Source organism: Streptomyces sp. NPDC033178 (assembly GCF_055577685.1).
In genome coordinates, this window is record NZ_JBVIPT010000015.1 from 119,601 (window position 1) to 137,058 (window position 17,458).

The window sequence follows — 17,458 nt, forward strand, 5'->3', positions numbered from 1 at the left end:
CCGCAACAGTGCGGCAGGCGGCGGCCACTTGAAACGCCGGCGTGCGCGGTTCTCTCAACGCCGGCGTGCGCGGTTCTTCTCAGCGACGGCGTGCGCGGTTCTCACAGCAGGCCGAGGTCCCGGGCGCGAAGGGCCGCCTGGGTGCGGTCGCGCAGGGCGAGGCGGGTGAGGATGCGGGACACGTGGTTCTTGACCGTGCCCTCGCTGAGGTAGAGCCGCGCGGCGATCTCCCGGTTGGTGTGGCCCTGGGCCACAAGCCGCAGGATGTCCGTCTCGCGCGGGCTCAGGACGGCGGCGGTCTCGGCGGGCTCGGGCTTGGCGACGGGAGCGGGCGTGGGGGCCGGCAGGGAGGCGGTGAGGTGGCGGGCGACGGACGAGTCGAGCTGGGTGACGCCCGCGTGCGCAAGGCGTACCGCGTGGGCGAGTTCCTCGGCCGGCAGATCCTTCAGCAGGTAGCCGTGGGCGCCGGCCCGCAGCGCCTGCACGACAAACTCCTCGTCCTCGAACGTCGTCAGCATGACCACCCTGCACTCCGGGGCCCGGCCGCGCAGTACGGCGACGGCCTCGATCCCGTCCATCTCCGGCATCCGGACGTCCATGAGCACGACGTCCGGGCCCAGTTCGAGTGTCTTCGCCACGGCGTCCCGCCCGTCCACGGCCGTACCGACGACCTCGATGCCCGGCCGGATGGTGAGCAGCGAGGCGATGCCGTCACGGATGAGCCGCTGGTCGTCGACCACCAGCACCCGCACCGGCGGTGCCGGCTCATGGTCGTCCATGGTCATCTCGGCCCCACGCCCGTCCCTGTTCATCTCCGCGCGGTCTTCCCGCGCGGCACGGTCACCGTAAGCCGGGTTCCGGCATCCGGGCCGCTGTCGATGTCCACGCTCCCGGCCACCAGGTGCACCCGTTCCCTCATCCCGAGGAGCCCGAACCCGCTGGCGGCCGTGTCCGGTACGAAGCCACGGCCGTCGTCGGTCACCACCAGCCGCGCGGTGTCCTCGGCCAGCAGGACCGCCACCGTCACCCGGGTGGCCCGCGCATGGCGGCGCGCGTTGGTCACCGCCTCCTGGGCTGCCCGGTACAGGGCGGTCAGTTCGGCCGCGCCGAGGCCGTCCTCGTCGCCCGTCACCTCGACGGTGACCACCGGCCGGGCCTCGCCGCCGTGTGCCAGGCCTGCGAGCGCGGCCGAGAGCGTGGGGTGCGCCGCCTCGCCGCGCAGCGCGCGGACCGACTGCCGTACGTCGCCGAGTGCGAGCTTCACCGAGTGCCTCGCCTCGTTCAGCGCTCGCTGGGCCGCGTCGGGGTCCAGGGACCGGAAGTCGGAGGCCATCTCCAACTGCACGGACATCGCAGTGAGATGGTGACCGAGGCTGTCGTGGATGTCCCGGGCCAGCCGGTTGCGTTCGGTGGCGGCCGACAGCTCGGCGACCCGCGCGGCATACTCCTCCAGCTCGCGCCGGGCGCGCTGTTCGCCGACGGCCACGGCGGCCATCGAGAGCGCCAGCACCAGGCCGACGGAGAGCATCAGCAGGTCGGAGACGTGCTCCAGGTCGCGGTACCAGCCGGGAGCGGTCAGCACGTACAAGGTGAGCAGCCCGGCCAGGCAGAGCGCGCCCAGCGTGAGCGCGGTCGTACGGCCGAAGGCGAAGTAGGCGGTGAACGGCAGCAGCACGAACAGCACTTGGGCCAGGTCCGACGCGTCGAGGACCACCGCCGCGCCGATCAGGGCGCAGCGCGCGAGCAGCAGCGGCATCCGGGCCGTGGGACGGCGGTGTCCCGCGGCTTCCAGGGCGAACAGCGCCCCGATCACGGCGACGAAGCCGACCGTCCGCCACACCGACGGGCCTGGTCCGTCGCCCAGTCCGGCCGCCGCGTAGTACAGGCCGCCCACGAGCACGGCGCCGTACAGCAGCGGCGGCACCCACCGCACGGGCCCGTACGCCGCCATGAACACCCCCTCACCCGTCCTCATCCGCTGCCGTCAGGCTAGGCCGGACCGGGCGGCCCAGCGGCATCGCCGCTCAAACTCCGGACGGTTCGGGCCGAACGACACGTGCCGAACGGCTGGACGGCGCACGGGAGATGGTGACTTCCGGCCGTCGATGTCCCCGTTCTGCACCTCCTGCCGCTGATCGGCGGCTCTCTACGGTTGCGGCCTGTCCCACTGTCGGAACCGTCGGAGCAACCGGAGTTGGCCTCATGTCCTCGCCCCTCACTTCACCCATCACCCCACCCACAGCCTCATCGGCATTTCGCGTCGGCGCCCTGTGCGGAGTGCTGTCGGGTCTGCTGATCGCCCTGCCCGCGCTGGTCGAGGCGTTCACCGGGGAGACCACCGCGACCAGCGTCCCGCTCGCCGTCTCCCCCGCGTTCGCCCTTCCTCTGCTCACCGCACTGCAACTGCGACAGCGCCCTGCCACCGGCCGCTTCGCAGAGGTGGCGCACATCGTGAACCTCATCGGTCTCGGCCTGTTCGGCTCTGCCGCGTTCGCCTCGAACCTGGTGCTGTTCTACTTCGACGACGACGTCATCGACGAGGTCCTGACCGGCCCGACGATCCCCGCCCTCATCGGCTGTGCGGCCGTGTTCGCCGTGGGCTGTGCGCTGTTCGGGGCGGCGATGATCCGCGCCCGGGTGTTTCCGAGGATTCCGGCCTGGGGCTACGCCGTCGTGCTGCCGCTGTTCGCGTTCCTCACGGGCCTGCCCGACAGCCTGCTCACGAGCGGGCTGCACATCCTGGTCGGCGCCATCCTGATCTGGCTCTCGGCGGCGCTGTGGCGCATGGCGCGGGAAACCGAGGACGCCACGGCCCCGTCCCGGGTGTCGGTCTGAGCCTGTCTTTCAACCTCTGAAGCTGTCGCGCTCGATGATGCTCTCGGGGCGCCGGTCGTCCTTCGTAAAAGTGTTGAGCGGCAGGGCTGCGGCGTCTTTCGCGGGTCGTGAGAGGTGCAGTGCGGTGTGGAAGTAGCCGTCGGTCTCCTTGCCCCGGGGATCCTCGCCGGCGGCGGTCACCGCGGTGATGGCGTACCGCTGCTCGTGCACGCTCGTGAAGCGGCGTTGCGGATAGGTCGGAGCTGCTGCCCTCTCGGTGATGAGGCCGTACGGGGCCAGCCCGTCCTCGATGTGGCGGTAGGAACCGGTACGCAGGACCAACGACGCGATCCACACCGGTTCGTGAGCGGCGGCGAGGAGTGGTTGGAAGGTGCGCGGGGACAGGAAACTCGCTCCGCCCGTGACGGTGACCAGGAGGGTTGGTTGCGCGGCACGCAGGAGAGCGGGGGTGGGCGGAGCCGCTTCGAGGTTCTCGGTGAAGCCTTCGTCCAGCAGACCGACGGCAAGAGCGTAGGAGATGGCGTTCGCGGCGATGTCGAGCCCGATCACCCGGTGCGCGTCGGGACGTCGGTGGGATGCGTAGTAGGCACGGTCCCACTCGATCAGCTCCGCCGTGGTGAGCGCCGCTGCCTTCGGGGACGTGTAGTGGGCGTACAGGTCTTCCAGGGTGAGGTTGTGGTTGAGAAGTGCCGCGTTGATGCCGTACGAGCAGCAGATGTCCAGCACGGTGACCGGGGCGGCGGCGCGGGCGGTTCGCGTGCGGGCGGCGGCCAAGCCCCGGAACAGCCCCTGCGCGTGGCGAGGCGTCTGATAGTCCCAGGGGCCCAGGACACGGAAGAAGTGTCTGGGGTCCGGCTGGTCGTACACCTCGTCGAACGAGGTCATCTCCGCCTGGCCGCAGGTGGCAGGATCGCCGGGGGCGGCACTTCTCAGGTCCTCTTGGCCGTAGCGCCGCGCATGAGTCATCGCAGTGTCCCTTCCCTGCCTGGGGCCCGCCCCGCATCTCGGCAAGGAGTACCGCTTGGCCGAGAGGCGGGGAAGGGGGCATCGGCGAATCCAGCCATAGGCCGGTGTTGCGCAGGGGTACGCGGGTTGGCCGGCCGGGGTGACGTCGTCCCGGCCGGCTCGGGTGAGGTCAGGCGACGCTCAGGACCGCCTTGCCGCGCAGGCGGCCGGCGGACATCTCCCGCAGCACCGGGCCGGCGCTGCTCCAGTCGCCGCGGTGGCCTATCTCGACCCGGAGCCTGCCCTGCGAGGCCAGGTCGAGCAACGCCCCGATGTCGACGGCGTCACGGCTCCCGTCGCCGTCGGCGTAGACGAAGTGGCGCAGGGTCAGCGAGGTGCCGTCCTGCAGCAGTCGGAAGAAGTCCAGGGTGATGGGGTTGCCGCTGGCTTGGCCGAACCAGAGGAACTGGCCGCCGGGGCGGAGCTTGTGGGCCGCGCTGGATCCGAGGTCGCCGCCGACCGACTCCAGCACGATGTCGAAGGCGCCGCCCTCGACGGCGTCGATGTCGAGGGCGATGTTGGCGCCCAGCGCCGCCATGTGCTCGGTCGGCTGGCCCGTCTCGGCGACGGCGGTGATCTCGGCCCCCTCCGCAACTGCGAGCTGGATGAGGACCTGGCCGACACCGCCCCCGACGCCGGTGGCCAGGATCCGGCGCCCCTTGAGCGGGCTGGCCATGGCGAGCAGCCTCTGGGCCACCAGGCCGCCCAGCGGGAGCGCGGACGCGGAGGCGGAGTCCACGTTGTCCGGGATGACCGCGAGGCGGTCCGCCGAGGCGCAGACGTACTCGGCGCCTCCCCCGCCCGCGGGCAGGTGCAGGACCACGCGGGTGCCCTCCGACGGCCCGCTGCCGTCAGCGGCGGCTTTGGCGACGACCCCGGCGGCGTCGATGCCGGGCCGGAAGTCTCCGGCGGGGCCGCTCAGGTACAGGAAGTCCGCCCGGTTGAGCGAAATGTCGGTCACCTGGATCAGCGCCTCGTGGTGTGCCGGGGCGGGCAGGTCGACTTCGCCCAGTTCGGTCAGGGTCTCCGGGTTGCCGGTCGGGATGAGTGCGCGCATGAGGGCAGGACCTTTCCAAGAAACGGTAGTGTGACTACCGCTTCACCGTAGCGCGCAAAACGGTAGCGTTACAACCGGATCGCCTTTTCGCAGGTGGCGGTGGCGTCGGGCCGGCATCGAGAGTCGCCGTCGTCGCGCTCACAGCGCTCACGCGGAACACCGGCATCCAGGTCGGCGGAGCAGCCAGCGGCGCGGCGCGCCCGCGGAAGGTACCGACGGCGGCACGGTGTGAGCCCGCGGCTCAGCAAGAGAAGCGAGCCGTAGCGCGGGACGGATGAGGCCCGCCGCCGCAACCGTCGCACCGAATGCGCTGCCGATCGCGTCCGGGGCTGGAGTCCGCGGGTGGGTGCCCGGGACAATCCGGGAAGCACATCGGCCCGTCCCGGCGGCGAAGAAGCAGTCGCGGGCGGGCCGGCGCGGCCAGCCGCCGGGTCCCGCCGGGGCAGCCCCAGAAATAGGGCGCTGGAAAGGAAGAGTCCGGCAAGGGGGCGCCGCTACGCGGGCGGGACGCTCAGTCCGGCCAACATCACCTCGTGCGCGATCTCCCGCTGCCGGGGGCTCGAGGCCGAGTCGGCCATGCGCATGAGAGCCGCCACGTCCCCGGCGGTGACGCCCTGGCGCAGCCGGCCACTGCCCCGGGCCCGGTCGACGACCGGGGCGATCAGGGAAGTCGCGATCAGCCGACCCCGCTCGGCCGCCTGCGAGCTCGTACGGCAGAGAGCGTCGAACAGGCGCAGCCCTTCCTCGTCGAGCGCGCATCCGCGGACGAACACCGTACGGAAGGCCTCCCAGTCGTCGGAGAGGGCGGCGGCCTCCTCCGCGACCTCGCGCGCGCCGCCCGTCAGGTCCTCCAACAGTTGAAGGACGAGGTCGTCCTTGGTCGGGAAATGCCGGTAGAAGGTGGTCGCCCCCACCCCCGCTGCCCGGGCCACGGCCTCGATGCTCAATTCAGGCCCATGCTCCGCGAAGGCCTGGCGGGCGACGTCGAGCAGCCGCCGCCGGTTACGGACCTGATCCTTGCGCGGCGCGCGCTGTGACGCGGCAGTCAAGACGAGCTCCTCGTCGGGATGCCCGTCGATGCGGCAGCGGCGATCCGACCTCGACGGAGCCGACCTCGACGGGAGGGAAAGATTCGGTAGCGACACTACCATTTTCGTCGACAGACGGTCATCCAACTGCAGCGCGCGGCCGACGGCCCCACCGGCGCGGCCGGGCCGGGCGCGACCGTCCTCGGCAGCCTGCTCGCCACCACCACCGACTCCACCGCCGCCGCCGAGCAAGACGACGGCGAGAGCAGCCCACACGCGGCTGACTGGGCCGGAGCAGCGTGCCGAGGCCGGCGCCAAGGCCAGTCGTGCAGCTGACTACGTGGCCCAAATGCGCACGATTGACCGAAACTGTCATCACGTCGCACGCAGCGGTACTCGTTCAGCGGCGGCCGACGCATCCTGTATCCGCCATTACCGCCACACCGCTCCACTCCGTTCCGGGGAGCCGTCCGGCACGGCGCGCCGCGCCGATCGGGCCATCGATCCCGCGTTGCCGTGCGCGAATGCAGGAAGGAGCCGTTAGTGAAGGCGCCTTCACGGCGGCATCACCGGACGCACACTTCCGGCCGAGCGTCGCTCCGGGTGTGTCCGTTGGGGAAGACGGTGCGTTCGCGGTTTGCCTAGCCTCCCGGGTCATGCGATCAACACAGATGAGACGCATCGGTCTCGCCGGCATCCTCGCCCTCGTCCTCGCCCTGTTCGGTCTCGCGCCCACCGCGAGTGCGGCCGAACCGGGCCCGGCCGATCTGACCTTCACCACCGACAGCGCCACCGCGACCCCGGGTGGCACGGTGAATCTGTCGATGACGCTCACCAACAACAGGACCTATGACGTCTGGTTCATCTACCAGACGATCGAGCCGACCTGGCTGACCACCCAACGGCCCGACCTCAAGTACAGCTTCACCGGTTGCAGCCTGGCCACAGCAGCCGGCAGCGTTCCGTGTACCGGCACCGGACCCGCCAACCTCGGTACCAACTACGGAGCCACCATCCCGCCCGGTCAGAGCCGGACCGTAACCCTCACCCTGCAGGTCGCCGCCGACTCCGGCTGCAACGGGAACATCGGCTTCTACTCGTACTTCTACGCCGAGTTCAGCGACAGCGCGAACACCAGCGGCGGTCCGGTCTACACGCCCGAGACCCGCGTCCTCTGCGCCTGACCGCGTAGCCGGCGCCACCTCGGGGTGAGACCACCCGGGGCTGAGCCATGGCACACCGCCGGCACCACATGACATCAATGGCGGCCGGCCCACATGGGCCGGCCGCCACAGCTGCTGACGTCTTCCGACGCGGGTCACGGGCGCCGGTGGGAGAGCCGGCGCGCCACCACGGGAATGATCACAGCGGCCGCGACCAGGTGGGACACCGCCAGGACGATCTGGGTGGAGGTCGCGGTGTGCGGGGCCACCGCCGGACCGGCCATGGACAGCGCGGTGAGCACGACGGTCGTCACCACGAAGGTGCGGGCGGGCCGCTTCGCCCAGCGGGCCAGGGCCACCGCGAGGACGATGCCGACGACCGACCAGAACAGCACACCTCCGAAGAAGCCGCCCACTGGGATCTCCGCCGCTTCCGTGGCGCCGGGACTGGCCGCCTCCATCGGCACTCCGACGCCTCGGGCGATGAGCCCGAACGCCTCGGTCACGACGGCACCGGCGAGCGTGGCGAGTACGCCGACCAGCCACACGGGACGCGTGTCGAGCAGCCGCGCGGACCGGGCGGAGGACAGGGACGAGGTGGCGGGACGGGTCTGGGGCGTGGTTGCGCTCATGGCACTGACTCCTGCTCCGTTGTTGGGTGTTGATGCCTTTCGCAGGGGTAGACCACGGCCCGCCCGACAACTCATCGGTCGCCGGGCAACTTCTTTCGGGGTGCGTACGAGGGGAGTTCACGAAGGGGCTCGTCGAGATCCACTGAGATGCTTCGGCAGGAACGCATTTCACGGTTGGATGGCTCCATGACTGAGGCTGCCGAGCGCTTCGATCCCGCGGTCCGGGAGATGATGCAGGCCAACCGGGCGAACTGGGACGCGCGCACTCCCGTACACCTGGCCAGCCGCTTCTACGACGTCGAGGAGCAACCCGATCCGTTCCGCTGGTTCGCTCCCTTCGAGTGGGAGGACCTCGGCGAGTTGGCAGGGCGGGAGGTCGCGCATCTGCAGTGCCATCTGGGCACGGAGACCCTCGCGTTCGCGAGGCGTGGAGCGCGCACGGTCGGGCTCGACATCTCCGGGGCGTCGGTGGCGGCGGCCCGGGACCTCGCGGCGAAGGCGGACTGCACCGTCGACTACGTACGCGCCAATGTGTACGACGCGGTGGACGCGCTCGGCGACCGACGCTTCGACGTGGTCTACACCGGCAAGGGGGCGCTGTGCTACCTGCCGGATCTGGACCGCTGGGCGGAGGTGATCGCCCGTCTCCTCAAGCCGGGTGGACGGCTGTACCTCGTCGAGTTCCACCCCCTGCTCAACGCCCTCGGTCCCAAGCCCGCCCCCGACGAGGGCCCTGACCTTCTGCTGCGCCACGACTATCTCCAGGGGCGCGGCGCCATCCGCGGCAACTCCACCCACACGTACACCGATGGCCCGGCCGTCGACGGCGCGACGGAGAGTTTCGAGTGGAGGCACGGCCTGGACGAGGTGATCAACGCACTGGCCGGAGCCGGTCTGCGTATCGTCCGGCTCCGCGAGAGCGAGGAACTCCCCTGGCCGCGCTTCCCGCAGATGATCCGCACTCCTTCCGGCTGGTGGCGGCTGCCGGACAGCGCACCGCGCATCCCGCTCCTCTATGGGCTGCTCGCTTCCCTCTAGGTGGGCTCGGCTCTGCGGAGGCGGTCAGTTCTCTGCCGATCTCTGCCGAGAGATACGCCAGGACCTCCCGGCCGACGATCGGTCCGGTCCACCTACACTTCCGCCCATGATGCCTTTGGACGACCCGCGCTGGCCCGCCCTCGACCACCGGGGTTGGTCCAAGGGCCAGGGCAGTGCGCCCGACGCCCCTTTCGTTCCCGACGAGTTGCGCCATCTGATGGCCGACCCCATGAACGGCGGGCACTTCAACGACCTTTGGCCGTACCTGTGTTCCGAGGGCACCGCCTGGCCGGCCGCCTACGCGGCCGTGCCGTACATCGTCACGATCGCGCGCGGGCTTCCTCCGGCCAAGCGCGACGACTACCTGTACGTCGTCGGCCTCGTGGCGATGTGCTCCGGCGAACTCGGCGAGTCTCCGGCCGACCTGCCCGACGACATCGCGGACGCCTACCGTCAGGCCCTCCCCGAGGCCATGACCCTGCTGGCCGACACGTTGGCCACGGCGGAGCACGACCAGATCACCACTCGCTATCTGCTCGCCGCCGCGGCGGCCCTCAAGGGTCACCCCGAGTACGCCGAGATACTCAACGATCTCGATGTCTTCGCCGAATGCCAGTCCTGCGGTGAACCCATGCTGGAGCTTCAGGAGTAGCCGCGTACGGCGAGCGAGCCGTGCAGAGTCACTCCGTCAACTTGCCCTTGCGCAGGGTGAGTACGCGATCGGACTGGGACGCCAGGCGCTGGGAGTGGGTGACGACCACCACGCACTTGTCCTGTTCGTGGGCGAGTTCGCGGAAGGTGTCGATGATGCCCTGGGCGGTGTCCTCGTCGAGGTTTCCGGTGGGTTCGTCGGCGAAGAGGATGTCGACGTCGCAGGCCAGGGCGCGGGTGATGGCGACTCGCTGCTGCTGGCCGCCGGAGAGCCGCATGACGTTGCGCGTCGCCATGTGCTTGTCCAGGCCGACCCGCTCCAGGAGTTCCAGTGCGCGCGCCCTCCGGCCACCGCTGCCCGGCTTCACACCGGTGATCTCCATGGCTGTCGTGACGTTCTGAAGGGCGGTCATGTAGGTGAGCAGGTTGTAGTACTGAAAGATCGTGGCGGCGTGCTTGTTGCGGTAGCGGCCGAGGCCCAGCCGTGTCAGATCCTCGCCGTTGAAGCTGATGGTGCCCCGGGTGGGTGCGTCGAGGCCGCTCGCGAGGCTGAGCAGGGTGGTCTTGCCGCTGCCCGAGGGTCCCAGGACCGTGTAGAAGGTGCCACGCCGGAAGCTGTAGTCGATGTTCTTGAGCACGGTGGTCCGGCGGCGCTGGCCGATGTAGGTGTGGCTGACGCCGTCGAGCCGGAGGACGGGCGGGTTTTCGGTGGCGATGGTGGGGGCGGTGTTCATGGTGGCTGTCACTTGCCCTTCGTGAGGATGGTCCGTGGGCTGAGCCGCAGTACGGAGGCGGCGGGAACGGCGGTGGCGAGCAGGCCGAGGCCGAGGCCGACGGCGCCCACGGTGGCGAGGGCCGCCGGGTCGAGGCGTATGTCGATGCTGTCGATGGGGTCGGCGTTCTCCACCGGTTTGTCGTTCGGGTCGATGCCCTGGTCGATGCCGGTGGTGCCGGGAGCCGGAGGCTGCCAAGAGTCGAGCTTGTGCCGGGCCGCGGCGGCCTCCTCACCGAGCAGCGACTGGCTCGCGCTCTGGGTCAGGCTCTGGGTGAACAGGGAGCTCAGTCCGATGGCGAGGGCCGCGACCGCGACGATCTCCAGCGCCTGCTGGGCGACGAGTTTCCACTTCTTCTCGCCCATCGCCAGGAGTACGCCGTACTCCTGGCGGCGTTGCTTGACCGCGAGGTTGACGAGGAGGACGAGGACGGCGGCGCCCGCGACACCGATCAGCCACATCGCGAGGACGGCGGTGGAACCGATGCTGTCCAGTGGGCCCGTCATCTGCCGGATCGCCTTGTCGTTCGCGTCCAGTTGGAACCCGTCGAGCTCGGACCCCGCGATCCGCTCGGCCTCCTCCCTGAACTTCCCGAGGTCTCCGGCGTCCTGGAGGAGGAACGTCGCCTTCGTGACCTGGAGGGAGTTCTCCTCGGTGGCGTTGAGTCCGGCGAAGCCGCCGATGGACGCGTACAGCATGTTGGCCGGGTCGCTGAAGTACTCGGGTTCGGGTTCGGAGCTGGGACGCGGGTCGCGGTAGATCCCGGACACCGTGAACTCCGCTGTGGCAGAGCCTTCGTTGGCCCCCAGGGTGATCTTGTCGCCGGTCTTGAGACCGTTCTTCCGGGCCAGCCTCTCCTCGATCAGCAGCAGGTGCTTGTCCCTGTCGGCGGCGGTGATGTGTGCTCCGGACAGGAGTTGGAATCTGCCGCTGCGGAAGTCGGGCAGCAGGGCCGAGTCGAGGACTCCGATGGTCGGGGTGCCGTCGGGACCCATACCGGAGGCTTCGGTGTTCGCTCCCCCGGTGACCAGCTCGGTGCCGCCCTTGACGACACCTCGGTCGAACATGGAGTAGTTGTACTTCTGGACCAACGTGGACGCGCCCAGCTTCTCCACCGTCGCGGCGCTGATCTGAGGGGCCACCAGACCACCGGCGGCGTTCTGGCCGCTCAGGTCCATCTCCAGGTTGACCTCGGCGCCCACGGAGCGCTTGGCCTCCTCCTTGGCCTGGGCGGTCGCGTCCTGGATCAGTACCCCGGCCAGCACCATCACGGAGATGACGAGGAAGGTGCACAGGGTGATCAGGGTCCTGCCCCTGCGGGACCACAGGCTGAACCCTGCGCGTTTGACGAAGTTCATGTCGGTCGACTCTCCCGGTCTGTGTCGGTGCGGTGCTTATTCGCTGTCGGTGAGGATGGAGCGGGGGTGGAGGCGGAGAATTCCGATGCCGGGGACGACGGTGGAGACCAGGGAGATACCGAGAGCGATGCCGGCGACCTTGACGAGGTCGGACGGCTCGACGTGCATCTCCGGCGGGTCCGCCGGTGTGTCCGGGGCACGGGGTCGCGGGGAGGCGGCGGACTCCTGGTGGCCCAGCAGCGCGTCGCCCGCCTGCTGGGCGGCGATCTGACCGGCCAGGGCGGCGACGGCCACCGCGGGCAGGGCGACGGCGGCCACTTCCACGGTGTGCTGGCCGATGAGCTTCCACTTCTTCTCGCCCAGCGACAGCAGCATGCCGAGTTCGTCGCGGCGCTCCCGGATCTGCAGCATCACGATGAGTCCGAGAACCAGCGCTCCGGCCACGGCGATGAGCCGGACGATCAGTCTGGAGAAGGTTCCGACGCGCTGGATCGGACGGACCTGGTCCTTGTACGCCTTGTCGTTGACGCGGAAGTCGAACGACCCCGTGCCGAGGAGCCGCCTGGCCTCGGCATGCAGCTGCTCGGCCTGTTCCGGGGAGCCGATCCTGAAGACCGCCTCGGCCAAGTCCGCGGCTCCGGGGCTCAGTTGCTGAGCGGCGCGGACCGGTACGTACAGCGTGTTGCCAGGCAGCCGGTGCGGCTGCGTCCACCTCGTCGGGTCGGGTGTCGAGTCGCGGTAGATCCCGACGACCGTGAGCGGCACGGTGCTCTTTCCGTCGGCGGACAGGGCGCGGATGGTGTCCCCCACCTTGAGTCCGTTCTTCGAGGCCAGCCGTTTCTCGACCATGGCGACCCGACGGCCGACGTCCTCAGGGGTGATCCCACGCCCGGCAGTGATCTTGTTCGAGCCGTACGAGAACGGCAGCAGCAGGCCCGAGTCCCGCACGCCGTTCAGTGCCAGGGGACGGGGGGTGTTCGTCCCGGCGCGCTTGCCGCCGGGCATCGGGACGTCGGACTCCAGCGGCTCGAAACCGCGGGCCCCGGCCTCGATCGGGAGCCGCGGGTTGTACCGGTGGACCTGCGGGGACGAGCCGAGCCGGTCCGCCAGCGCCGGGGTGAGGGCCTCGCCCTTCAGCGTCACGTCGACGCCGATCGTCCGCTGTGCGTCCGCCTCCTGACGGGCGGTGGCGCCTTGCAGCAGGAAGCCGCCCAGCAGCAGGGTGCAGATGACGACGAAGATCCCCAGCAGGACGGCGGTCCTGGCTTTCCTGGCGCGCAGGCTCAGCCCGGCGCGCTTGACGAAGTTCATGGCCACGACAGAAGCAGGGCGCCCTGTACAGCGGGATAAGCGCGTGACAGGGACGTAAGAGCGCTGTACGTGCGATGCGGGGACGAGCCGCCGCGGCCACCGTCCTTACTCCGCTGCAATGCCACGCCGGGTTTCATGGGGCGCATGAGAGTTCTGGTAGCCGAGGATCATCGTGTTCTCGCCCGTACGATCGCCACGGGTCTGCGTCGGCAGGCGATGGCCGTCGATCTCGCCGTCTCCGGTGACGAGGCCGAGCGCATGTGCCTGCTCACCGAGTACGACGTGCTGATCCTCGACCGCGACCTGCCGGTCATGACGGGCGACGAGGTGTGCCGACGGCTGCGCGAACTCACCGACCCGCCAAGGATCCTGATGCTGACCGCGGCCGGTGAGGTCGCGGACAAGGTGTACGGGCTCACGACGCTCGGCGCCGACGACTACCTGGCCAAGCCCTTCGACTTCGCCGAACTGGTCGCCCGGATACGGACACTCGGCCGCCGCGTCCCCAAGTCGCCTCCGGCGGCGCTGCGGCACGAGAGCATCACCCTGGACCGGGCGCGGCACGAGGTGTGCGTGGAGGGCCGGCCGCTGGAACTGACCCCCAAGGAGTTCGCGGTCCTGCGACTGCTGATGGAGGCCCAGGGGGTGGCGGTGCCGCACGACGAACTCGTACGCACTCTCTGGGACGAGAACCTCGACCCGCGCACCGGCGTGGTACGGGCCGTCGTCAGCCGGCTGCGCCGCAAGCTGGGCGACCCCGGTCTCATCACCGCCGACAAGGGTCAGGGATACCGGCTGTGCGACTGAACCCGCGGGCGCTGCTGCGGGGCATGCCGTTCCGTGCCCGGCTGACCGCGGCCTTCTCCGTGCTCTTCCTGCTCGCGGGCGCGGCGCTGCTGGCCTTCGTGGTGCTGCTCGCGCGCTACGGAACGGCCCAGCAGGTCAAGGGAATCGAGATCACGAAGGGCGAGATGCCGAGCGGCGGCGGGTTCGCCACAGCAGGCGCGCAACCCACGGATCCCCAGGGGACTGTTCCGCCGCTGGTCAGGCCTCGCGACGAATTCGCCATGATCCGGCAGATGGACCAGACCGTGCAGGCCGTGCAGGACACCGCCCTGCGGCAGATGGTCCTCTGGTCGGCCGTCGGGCTGCTCGTCATGGCAGTGCTGGCCGGACTGCTCGGCCGGTGGCTGGCCGGGCGGGCGCTCGGGCCGGTCGCCGCGATGACGGCGGCCACCCGTCGGATCAGTGAGCAGAACCTGCACCAGAGGCTGGCGCTCACCGGTCCCGACGACGAACTCCAGCGCCTGGCCGACACGTTCGACACCATGCTCGACCGGCTGGAGAAGTCGTTCGAGAGCCAGCGGCGCTTCGTCGCCAACGCCTCCCACGAACTGAGGACTCCTCTCGCGGTCCAGCGCACCAGCCTGGAGGTCGGCCTCGCCGATCCCCTCCCCGACGGTCTCGCCGACGTACGTGAGGATCTACTCGCCGCCAACCGTGAGGCCGAGCGGCTGATCACCGCGCTGCTGCTGCTCGCCCGCAGCGATCGCGGACTGGACGAGACCGAGACCGTGGACCTGTCGGCCACGGCCCGGCTGGTGGCGGCCGAGCTCGCCCCGGAGGCCGAGGGAGAGCAGGTGGACGTAAAGGTGTCGGCAGACCGGCCGTTGACCGTCCTCGGTGATCCTGTGCTGCTGCGTCACCTGTTGACCAACCTCGTCCGCAATGCCATTCAGTACAACCACCCCGGCGGCCGGGTCCGGGTGTTGATCGACGACCGGACGCTGGCCGTGGCCAACACCGGGCCTCCGGTGCCCGCCGACCGGGTGCCGGACCTTTTCGAGCCGTTCCGCCGCCTCGGCCAGGACCGAATCGGCACCACGGGGCACGGACTGGGCCTCGCCATCGTCCGCTCCATCGCCGAGGCCCACGGAACCGGGGCAACGGCGGAACCCGGCCGATCGGGCGGCCTCGTCGTGACCGTCCGTTTCCCGTGATTCGTGAGTCTTGGCCGCCGCGTCTCAGCCCCGGCGCCCGCTTGCCCCATCGCTGTCGGCAGGGGGCTCACGACGCCCGGTTCAGGTCTCGTGCGGTGCTGGGCAAGCTCTCGGTCTCCCAGACCACTTGAGACCTTCCCACTGGTAGTGGGGCAACGGCTCTGTACCGACCGACCACACCCTGCAAGACCCCCGGGCCCTCTGCACACGCGGCGCGGGCACTCGGAGCGCCGAACGAGCGCCGCGGTCGGTCGTGGTCGCTCAGGCCCGCTCTTTCGCCACGTCGTAGTTCTCTCGCGCCTTCACCACTTGGTCCCTCCGCTCGTTGGTCCACAGCGCCAGGGCGCGGACCTGTTCGGCTGCCTCGCGGCCCAAGTCCGTCAGGAACTATGCGTCGGCGTGCAACGAGTCAGCCCGCAGGGGTGTTGTAGTTGACGATCCCCTCAACCATGAGAGCGACCGCACCGGCCAACGGGTTGGTCGCTCCTGTGCCCACGACGTCGGGCAGCTTGTGCGCCTCGCTCTCGGTGACGGCCACCATGCCCCAGAACGCGTTGAAGCCCGAGGGATCCGTCGGCTTGTCGGTGGCCGCCCCCACGGTCAGAACGCCTTCCGCCTCAGCGACGGCCAACGCGCCCATCTGCCGGAGCGTGTCGTGATCCCCCTCCTCCGCGGCCACTACGCTCCAGCCCGCCACCTCCAACTGCCGTAAGGCGTCAAGGAGTTTGCCAGGCGTGTCCGCCCCTGAGACAACGATGTCGGGCAGCACGAGGGCCACCGGCCCCTGGGTCATCGGCAGAGCGGCCCGGATCGCCCCGTCGAGACCGGGTCCGAACGACTCGTCCTGGTGGACGAAGACCATCTGGAAGGTGTCGGCATAGCGAAGGAGATAACTCACGGTGTCCAGCTTGTGTGTGCCGAACACGACGACCAGGCGCACCTTGAGTCCGCTCTTGGCGAGTTCGACGACGGCTTCCAGGCTTCGGTCCAGCACCGTCACCCCAGGAGCCAGACAGTGCAACTCCTTCGGGTAGGGCGCCCCGAAACGTGTTCCGTATCCGGCGCAGGGCAGGATGACCGAGACATCAGGTAGGGGTGTGGACGGACTCTGCATCGCGTAACACTCCGGTTGTGTGGACGATGGGGGACCTTGCACACCTCGCCAAGCACAGACTGCCCAGAGCCGGCCGACGCCGAACCTCCGGCCTCACTCGCACCGTAGCCACCCAGATGGCCGCCCCAGCAACGCCCGAGGGCCGAAGTCTGTTGCGAGACAACCGAGTTGACCGACACGACCAAGCGCGATGACGCGCGGCGGCTCTCCCCCGCCCTGAGCACATGGACGACCCGACGAAAGAGGACACTGAATGCGGGTGCTGTTGTCTACATACGGGACACGTGGCGACGTCGAACCGCTGGTGGCACTCGCGGTGCGGCTGCGGGCGCTCGGCGCGGAGGTGCGGATGTGCGCCCCGCCGGACGAGGAGTTCGCCGAGCGGCTCGCGGGTATCGGAGTGCGGCTGGTGCCGGTCGGGCCGCCTGTCAGGGAGTTGATGCGCGGCAACACTCTGCCCTCGGCAGGGGACCTGGCCCGCTACAGAAACGAGTTGGTCGAGACACAGTTCGACGCCTTCCCTGCGGCGTTCGACGGATGTGACGTGGTGGTGGCGGCAGGTCTGGGGCAGGTCGCCGCGCGATCCGTGGCCGAGGCCGCGGGTATCTCCTACCTGTACGTGAGCTATGCGGCGGTCCACCTGCCGTCGCCGCACCACGCGCCACCACCGCGGCCGGGCTGGCCGGAGCCCGAGGCCGCCGACAACCGGACACTGTGGGAGTCGGACGCCCGGAACGTCAACGCGCAGTTCGGCGAGGCACTCAACAGCCACCGGGCAGAGATCGGTCTGCCGCCGGTGGACAACGTGCGCGATCACATCCTCACCGACCGTCCGTGGTTGGCGGCGGACCCGGTCCTGGGACCGTGGCGGGAGACCCCCGGGCTCGACGTCGCGCAGACAGGCGCGTGGACCCTCGCGGACGAACGGCCCCTCCCGGCGGACCTGGCGAGGTTCCTGGACGCGGGCACCCCACCGGTCTACGTCGGCTTCGGCAGCATGTCCCCGGCCGAAGGCGTCGGAGTCATGGCCGTCGAGGCGATCCGCGCACAGGGGCACCGCGTGCTCGTGTCCCGCGGGTGGGCAGACCTGGATCTCCTCGACGACGGGGACGACTGCTTCGCCATCGGCGAGGCCAACCATCAGAAGCTGTTCGGCAAGGTGGCCACTGTGGTCCACCACGGCGGCGCGGGTACGACGCTGACGGCGGCCCGTGCGGGCACGCCCCAAGTGGTGATACCTCTCCAGCTGTCGGACAACCCCTACTGGGCAGGCCAGGTGGCGGCCTTGGACCTCGGTGCGGCCCTCGACGCTCCGACCACGACCGTCGAATCCCTGGGCGTCGCGCTCAAGACCGCTCTGTCGCCCGAGACCCGGGCGCGCGCGAATTCCCTGAGCAGTCGGCTCCGCACCGACGGAGCGGAGGTGGCCGCACGCCGATTGGTCGACGAGTCTCGGTGAACGACGTCGGCCCGTAGTGCTCGGGAGCTCTCGG

The 17,458-nt window shown here is 70.0% G+C and carries 17 protein-coding genes and 1 pseudogene; 7 read left to right on the plus strand and 11 right to left on the minus strand.

Annotated features, from left to right (window positions below):
- Positions 1 to 101: 101 nt before the first annotated feature.
- Both ACZ5VQ_RS32810 and ACZ5VQ_RS32815 read right to left on the minus strand, forming a co-directional pair.
- The gene (locus ACZ5VQ_RS32810) at positions 102 to 785 is read right to left on the minus strand and encodes a response regulator (protein ID WP_469108107.1); all 684 of its coding nucleotides are present in this window, start codon (positions 783 to 785) and stop codon (positions 102 to 104) included.
- Between the two features lie 23 nt (positions 786 to 808).
- Complete coding sequence (locus ACZ5VQ_RS32815; protein ID WP_469108108.1) at positions 809 to 1,975, minus strand: sensor histidine kinase; 1,167 nt, start codon at positions 1,973 to 1,975, stop codon at positions 809 to 811.
- A 227-nt stretch (positions 1,976 to 2,202) separates the two neighbouring features.
- Here ACZ5VQ_RS32815 and ACZ5VQ_RS32820 point away from each other — a divergent pair, with 227 nt between their 5' ends.
- Positions 2,203 to 2,835: a hypothetical protein gene (locus ACZ5VQ_RS32820; RefSeq protein ID WP_469108109.1), complete on the plus strand. Its 633-nt coding sequence runs from the start codon at positions 2,203 to 2,205 to the stop codon at positions 2,833 to 2,835.
- Between the two features lie 9 nt (positions 2,836 to 2,844).
- Here ACZ5VQ_RS32820 and ACZ5VQ_RS32825 read toward each other — a convergent pair whose 3' ends face one another.
- From ACZ5VQ_RS32825 to ACZ5VQ_RS32835, 3 genes are all read right to left on the minus strand, one after another.
- On the minus strand, positions 2,845 to 3,801 hold the full coding sequence (locus ACZ5VQ_RS32825) for a hypothetical protein (protein ID WP_469108110.1): 957 nt from the start codon (positions 3,799 to 3,801) through the stop codon (positions 2,845 to 2,847).
- A gap of 169 nt (positions 3,802 to 3,970) precedes the next feature.
- A complete protein-coding gene (locus tag ACZ5VQ_RS32830) occupies positions 3,971 to 4,897 on the minus strand; it encodes a zinc-binding dehydrogenase (protein ID WP_469108111.1) in 927 nt (308 codons plus the stop codon).
- Between the two features lie 494 nt (positions 4,898 to 5,391).
- The gene (locus ACZ5VQ_RS32835; protein WP_469108112.1) at positions 5,392 to 5,946 is read right to left on the minus strand and encodes a TetR/AcrR family transcriptional regulator; all 555 of its coding nucleotides are present in this window, start codon (positions 5,944 to 5,946) and stop codon (positions 5,392 to 5,394) included.
- 635 nt (positions 5,947 to 6,581) lie between these two features.
- Between ACZ5VQ_RS32835 and ACZ5VQ_RS32840 the strand changes: the two genes are divergently transcribed.
- Positions 6,582 to 7,109, plus strand: a complete 528-nt coding sequence (locus ACZ5VQ_RS32840) for a hypothetical protein (protein ID WP_469108113.1) — start codon at positions 6,582 to 6,584, stop codon at positions 7,107 to 7,109.
- Between the two features lie 134 nt (positions 7,110 to 7,243).
- Here ACZ5VQ_RS32840 and ACZ5VQ_RS32845 read toward each other — a convergent pair whose 3' ends face one another.
- On the minus strand, positions 7,244 to 7,720 hold the full coding sequence (locus ACZ5VQ_RS32845) for a DUF6069 family protein (protein WP_469108114.1): 477 nt from the start codon (positions 7,718 to 7,720) through the stop codon (positions 7,244 to 7,246).
- Positions 7,721 to 7,906: 186 nt separating this feature from the next.
- Between ACZ5VQ_RS32845 and ACZ5VQ_RS32850 the strand changes: the two genes are divergently transcribed.
- Positions 7,907 to 8,758 (plus strand): class I SAM-dependent methyltransferase, encoded by an 852-nt coding sequence (locus ACZ5VQ_RS32850; protein WP_451782595.1) that lies wholly within the window; start codon positions 7,907 to 7,909, stop codon positions 8,756 to 8,758.
- 106 nt (positions 8,759 to 8,864) lie between these two features.
- Positions 8,865 to 9,410, plus strand: coding sequence for a hypothetical protein (locus ACZ5VQ_RS32855; protein ID WP_469108115.1), 546 nt, complete (start codon positions 8,865 to 8,867; stop codon positions 9,408 to 9,410).
- 28 nt (positions 9,411 to 9,438) lie between these two features.
- Here the strand turns inward: ACZ5VQ_RS32855 and ACZ5VQ_RS32860 are convergent, their stop codons facing one another.
- Genes ACZ5VQ_RS32860 through ACZ5VQ_RS32870 form a run of 3 tightly spaced genes read right to left on the minus strand, consistent with a single transcriptional unit; the run spans position 9,439 to position 12,851 of the window.
- Positions 9,439 to 10,155: an ABC transporter ATP-binding protein gene (locus ACZ5VQ_RS32860; RefSeq protein ID WP_469108116.1), complete on the minus strand. Its 717-nt coding sequence runs from the start codon at positions 10,153 to 10,155 to the stop codon at positions 9,439 to 9,441.
- Positions 10,152 to 11,540 (minus strand): FtsX-like permease family protein, encoded by a 1,389-nt coding sequence (locus ACZ5VQ_RS32865; RefSeq protein WP_469108117.1) that lies wholly within the window; start codon positions 11,538 to 11,540, stop codon positions 10,152 to 10,154. The genes ACZ5VQ_RS32860 and ACZ5VQ_RS32865 overlap by 4 nt, the downstream gene beginning before the upstream one ends.
- Before the next feature lie 36 nt (positions 11,541 to 11,576).
- Entirely contained in the window at positions 11,577 to 12,851 is a 1,275-nt protein-coding gene (locus ACZ5VQ_RS32870; RefSeq protein WP_469108118.1) for an ABC transporter permease, read from the minus strand.
- A gap of 144 nt (positions 12,852 to 12,995) precedes the next feature.
- On the opposite strand from ACZ5VQ_RS32870, the gene ACZ5VQ_RS32875 reads away from it, so the two are divergent.
- Together ACZ5VQ_RS32875 and ACZ5VQ_RS32880 are read left to right on the plus strand one after the other, a co-directional pair.
- The gene (locus ACZ5VQ_RS32875; RefSeq protein WP_469108119.1) at positions 12,996 to 13,658 is read left to right on the plus strand and encodes a response regulator transcription factor; all 663 of its coding nucleotides are present in this window, start codon (positions 12,996 to 12,998) and stop codon (positions 13,656 to 13,658) included.
- On the plus strand, positions 13,649 to 14,851 hold the full coding sequence (locus ACZ5VQ_RS32880) for a sensor histidine kinase (protein WP_469108120.1): 1,203 nt from the start codon (positions 13,649 to 13,651) through the stop codon (positions 14,849 to 14,851). Before ACZ5VQ_RS32875 ends, ACZ5VQ_RS32880 begins: the two co-directional genes overlap by 10 nt.
- 261 nt (positions 14,852 to 15,112) lie before the next feature.
- On the opposite strand, the pseudogene ACZ5VQ_RS32885 reads toward ACZ5VQ_RS32880, so the two are convergent.
- A pseudogene (locus ACZ5VQ_RS32885) lies at positions 15,113 to 15,235 on the minus strand (winged helix-turn-helix transcriptional regulator); the annotation flags it as partial.
- A gap of 25 nt (positions 15,236 to 15,260) precedes the next feature.
- On the minus strand, positions 15,261 to 15,965 hold the full coding sequence (locus tag ACZ5VQ_RS32890; RefSeq protein ID WP_469108121.1) for a glycosyltransferase family protein: 705 nt from the start codon (positions 15,963 to 15,965) through the stop codon (positions 15,261 to 15,263).
- A 253-nt stretch (positions 15,966 to 16,218) separates the two neighbouring features.
- Between ACZ5VQ_RS32890 and ACZ5VQ_RS32895 the strand changes: the two genes are divergently transcribed.
- Positions 16,219 to 17,424, plus strand: a complete 1,206-nt coding sequence (locus tag ACZ5VQ_RS32895) for a glycosyltransferase (protein ID WP_469108122.1) — start codon at positions 16,219 to 16,221, stop codon at positions 17,422 to 17,424.
- The last annotated feature ends 34 nt before the right edge of the window (positions 17,425 to 17,458 follow it).

What these genes read in the sequence shown, in the direction of transcription:
- ACZ5VQ_RS32810 (WP_469108107.1), bottom strand. Translation starts at nt 785, where the DNA reads ATGACCATGGACGACCATGAGCCGGCACCGCCGGTGCGGGTGCTGGTG.
- ACZ5VQ_RS32815 (WP_469108108.1), bottom strand. Translation starts at nt 1,975, where the DNA reads ATGAGGACGGGTGAGGGGGTGTTCATGGCGGCGTACGGGCCCGTGCGG.
- ACZ5VQ_RS32820 (WP_469108109.1), top strand. Translation starts at nt 2,203, where the DNA reads ATGTCCTCGCCCCTCACTTCACCCATCACCCCACCCACAGCCTCATCG.
- ACZ5VQ_RS32825 (WP_469108110.1), bottom strand. Translation starts at nt 3,801, where the DNA reads ATGACTCATGCGCGGCGCTACGGCCAAGAGGACCTGAGAAGTGCCGCC.
- ACZ5VQ_RS32830 (WP_469108111.1), bottom strand. Translation starts at nt 4,897, where the DNA reads ATGCGCGCACTCATCCCGACCGGCAACCCGGAGACCCTGACCGAACTG.
- ACZ5VQ_RS32840 (WP_469108113.1), top strand. Translation starts at nt 6,582, where the DNA reads ATGCGATCAACACAGATGAGACGCATCGGTCTCGCCGGCATCCTCGCC.
- ACZ5VQ_RS32845 (WP_469108114.1), bottom strand. Translation starts at nt 7,720, where the DNA reads ATGAGCGCAACCACGCCCCAGACCCGTCCCGCCACCTCGTCCCTGTCC.
- ACZ5VQ_RS32850 (WP_451782595.1), top strand. Translation starts at nt 7,907, where the DNA reads ATGACTGAGGCTGCCGAGCGCTTCGATCCCGCGGTCCGGGAGATGATG.
- ACZ5VQ_RS32855 (WP_469108115.1), top strand. Translation starts at nt 8,865, where the DNA reads ATGATGCCTTTGGACGACCCGCGCTGGCCCGCCCTCGACCACCGGGGT.
- ACZ5VQ_RS32865 (WP_469108117.1), bottom strand. Translation starts at nt 11,540, where the DNA reads ATGAACTTCGTCAAACGCGCAGGGTTCAGCCTGTGGTCCCGCAGGGGC.
- ACZ5VQ_RS32870 (WP_469108118.1), bottom strand. Translation starts at nt 12,851, where the DNA reads ATGAACTTCGTCAAGCGCGCCGGGCTGAGCCTGCGCGCCAGGAAAGCC.
- ACZ5VQ_RS32875 (WP_469108119.1), top strand. Translation starts at nt 12,996, where the DNA reads ATGAGAGTTCTGGTAGCCGAGGATCATCGTGTTCTCGCCCGTACGATC.
- ACZ5VQ_RS32890 (WP_469108121.1), bottom strand. Translation starts at nt 15,965, where the DNA reads ATGCAGAGTCCGTCCACACCCCTACCTGATGTCTCGGTCATCCTGCCC.
- ACZ5VQ_RS32895 (WP_469108122.1), top strand. Translation starts at nt 16,219, where the DNA reads ATGCGGGTGCTGTTGTCTACATACGGGACACGTGGCGACGTCGAACCG.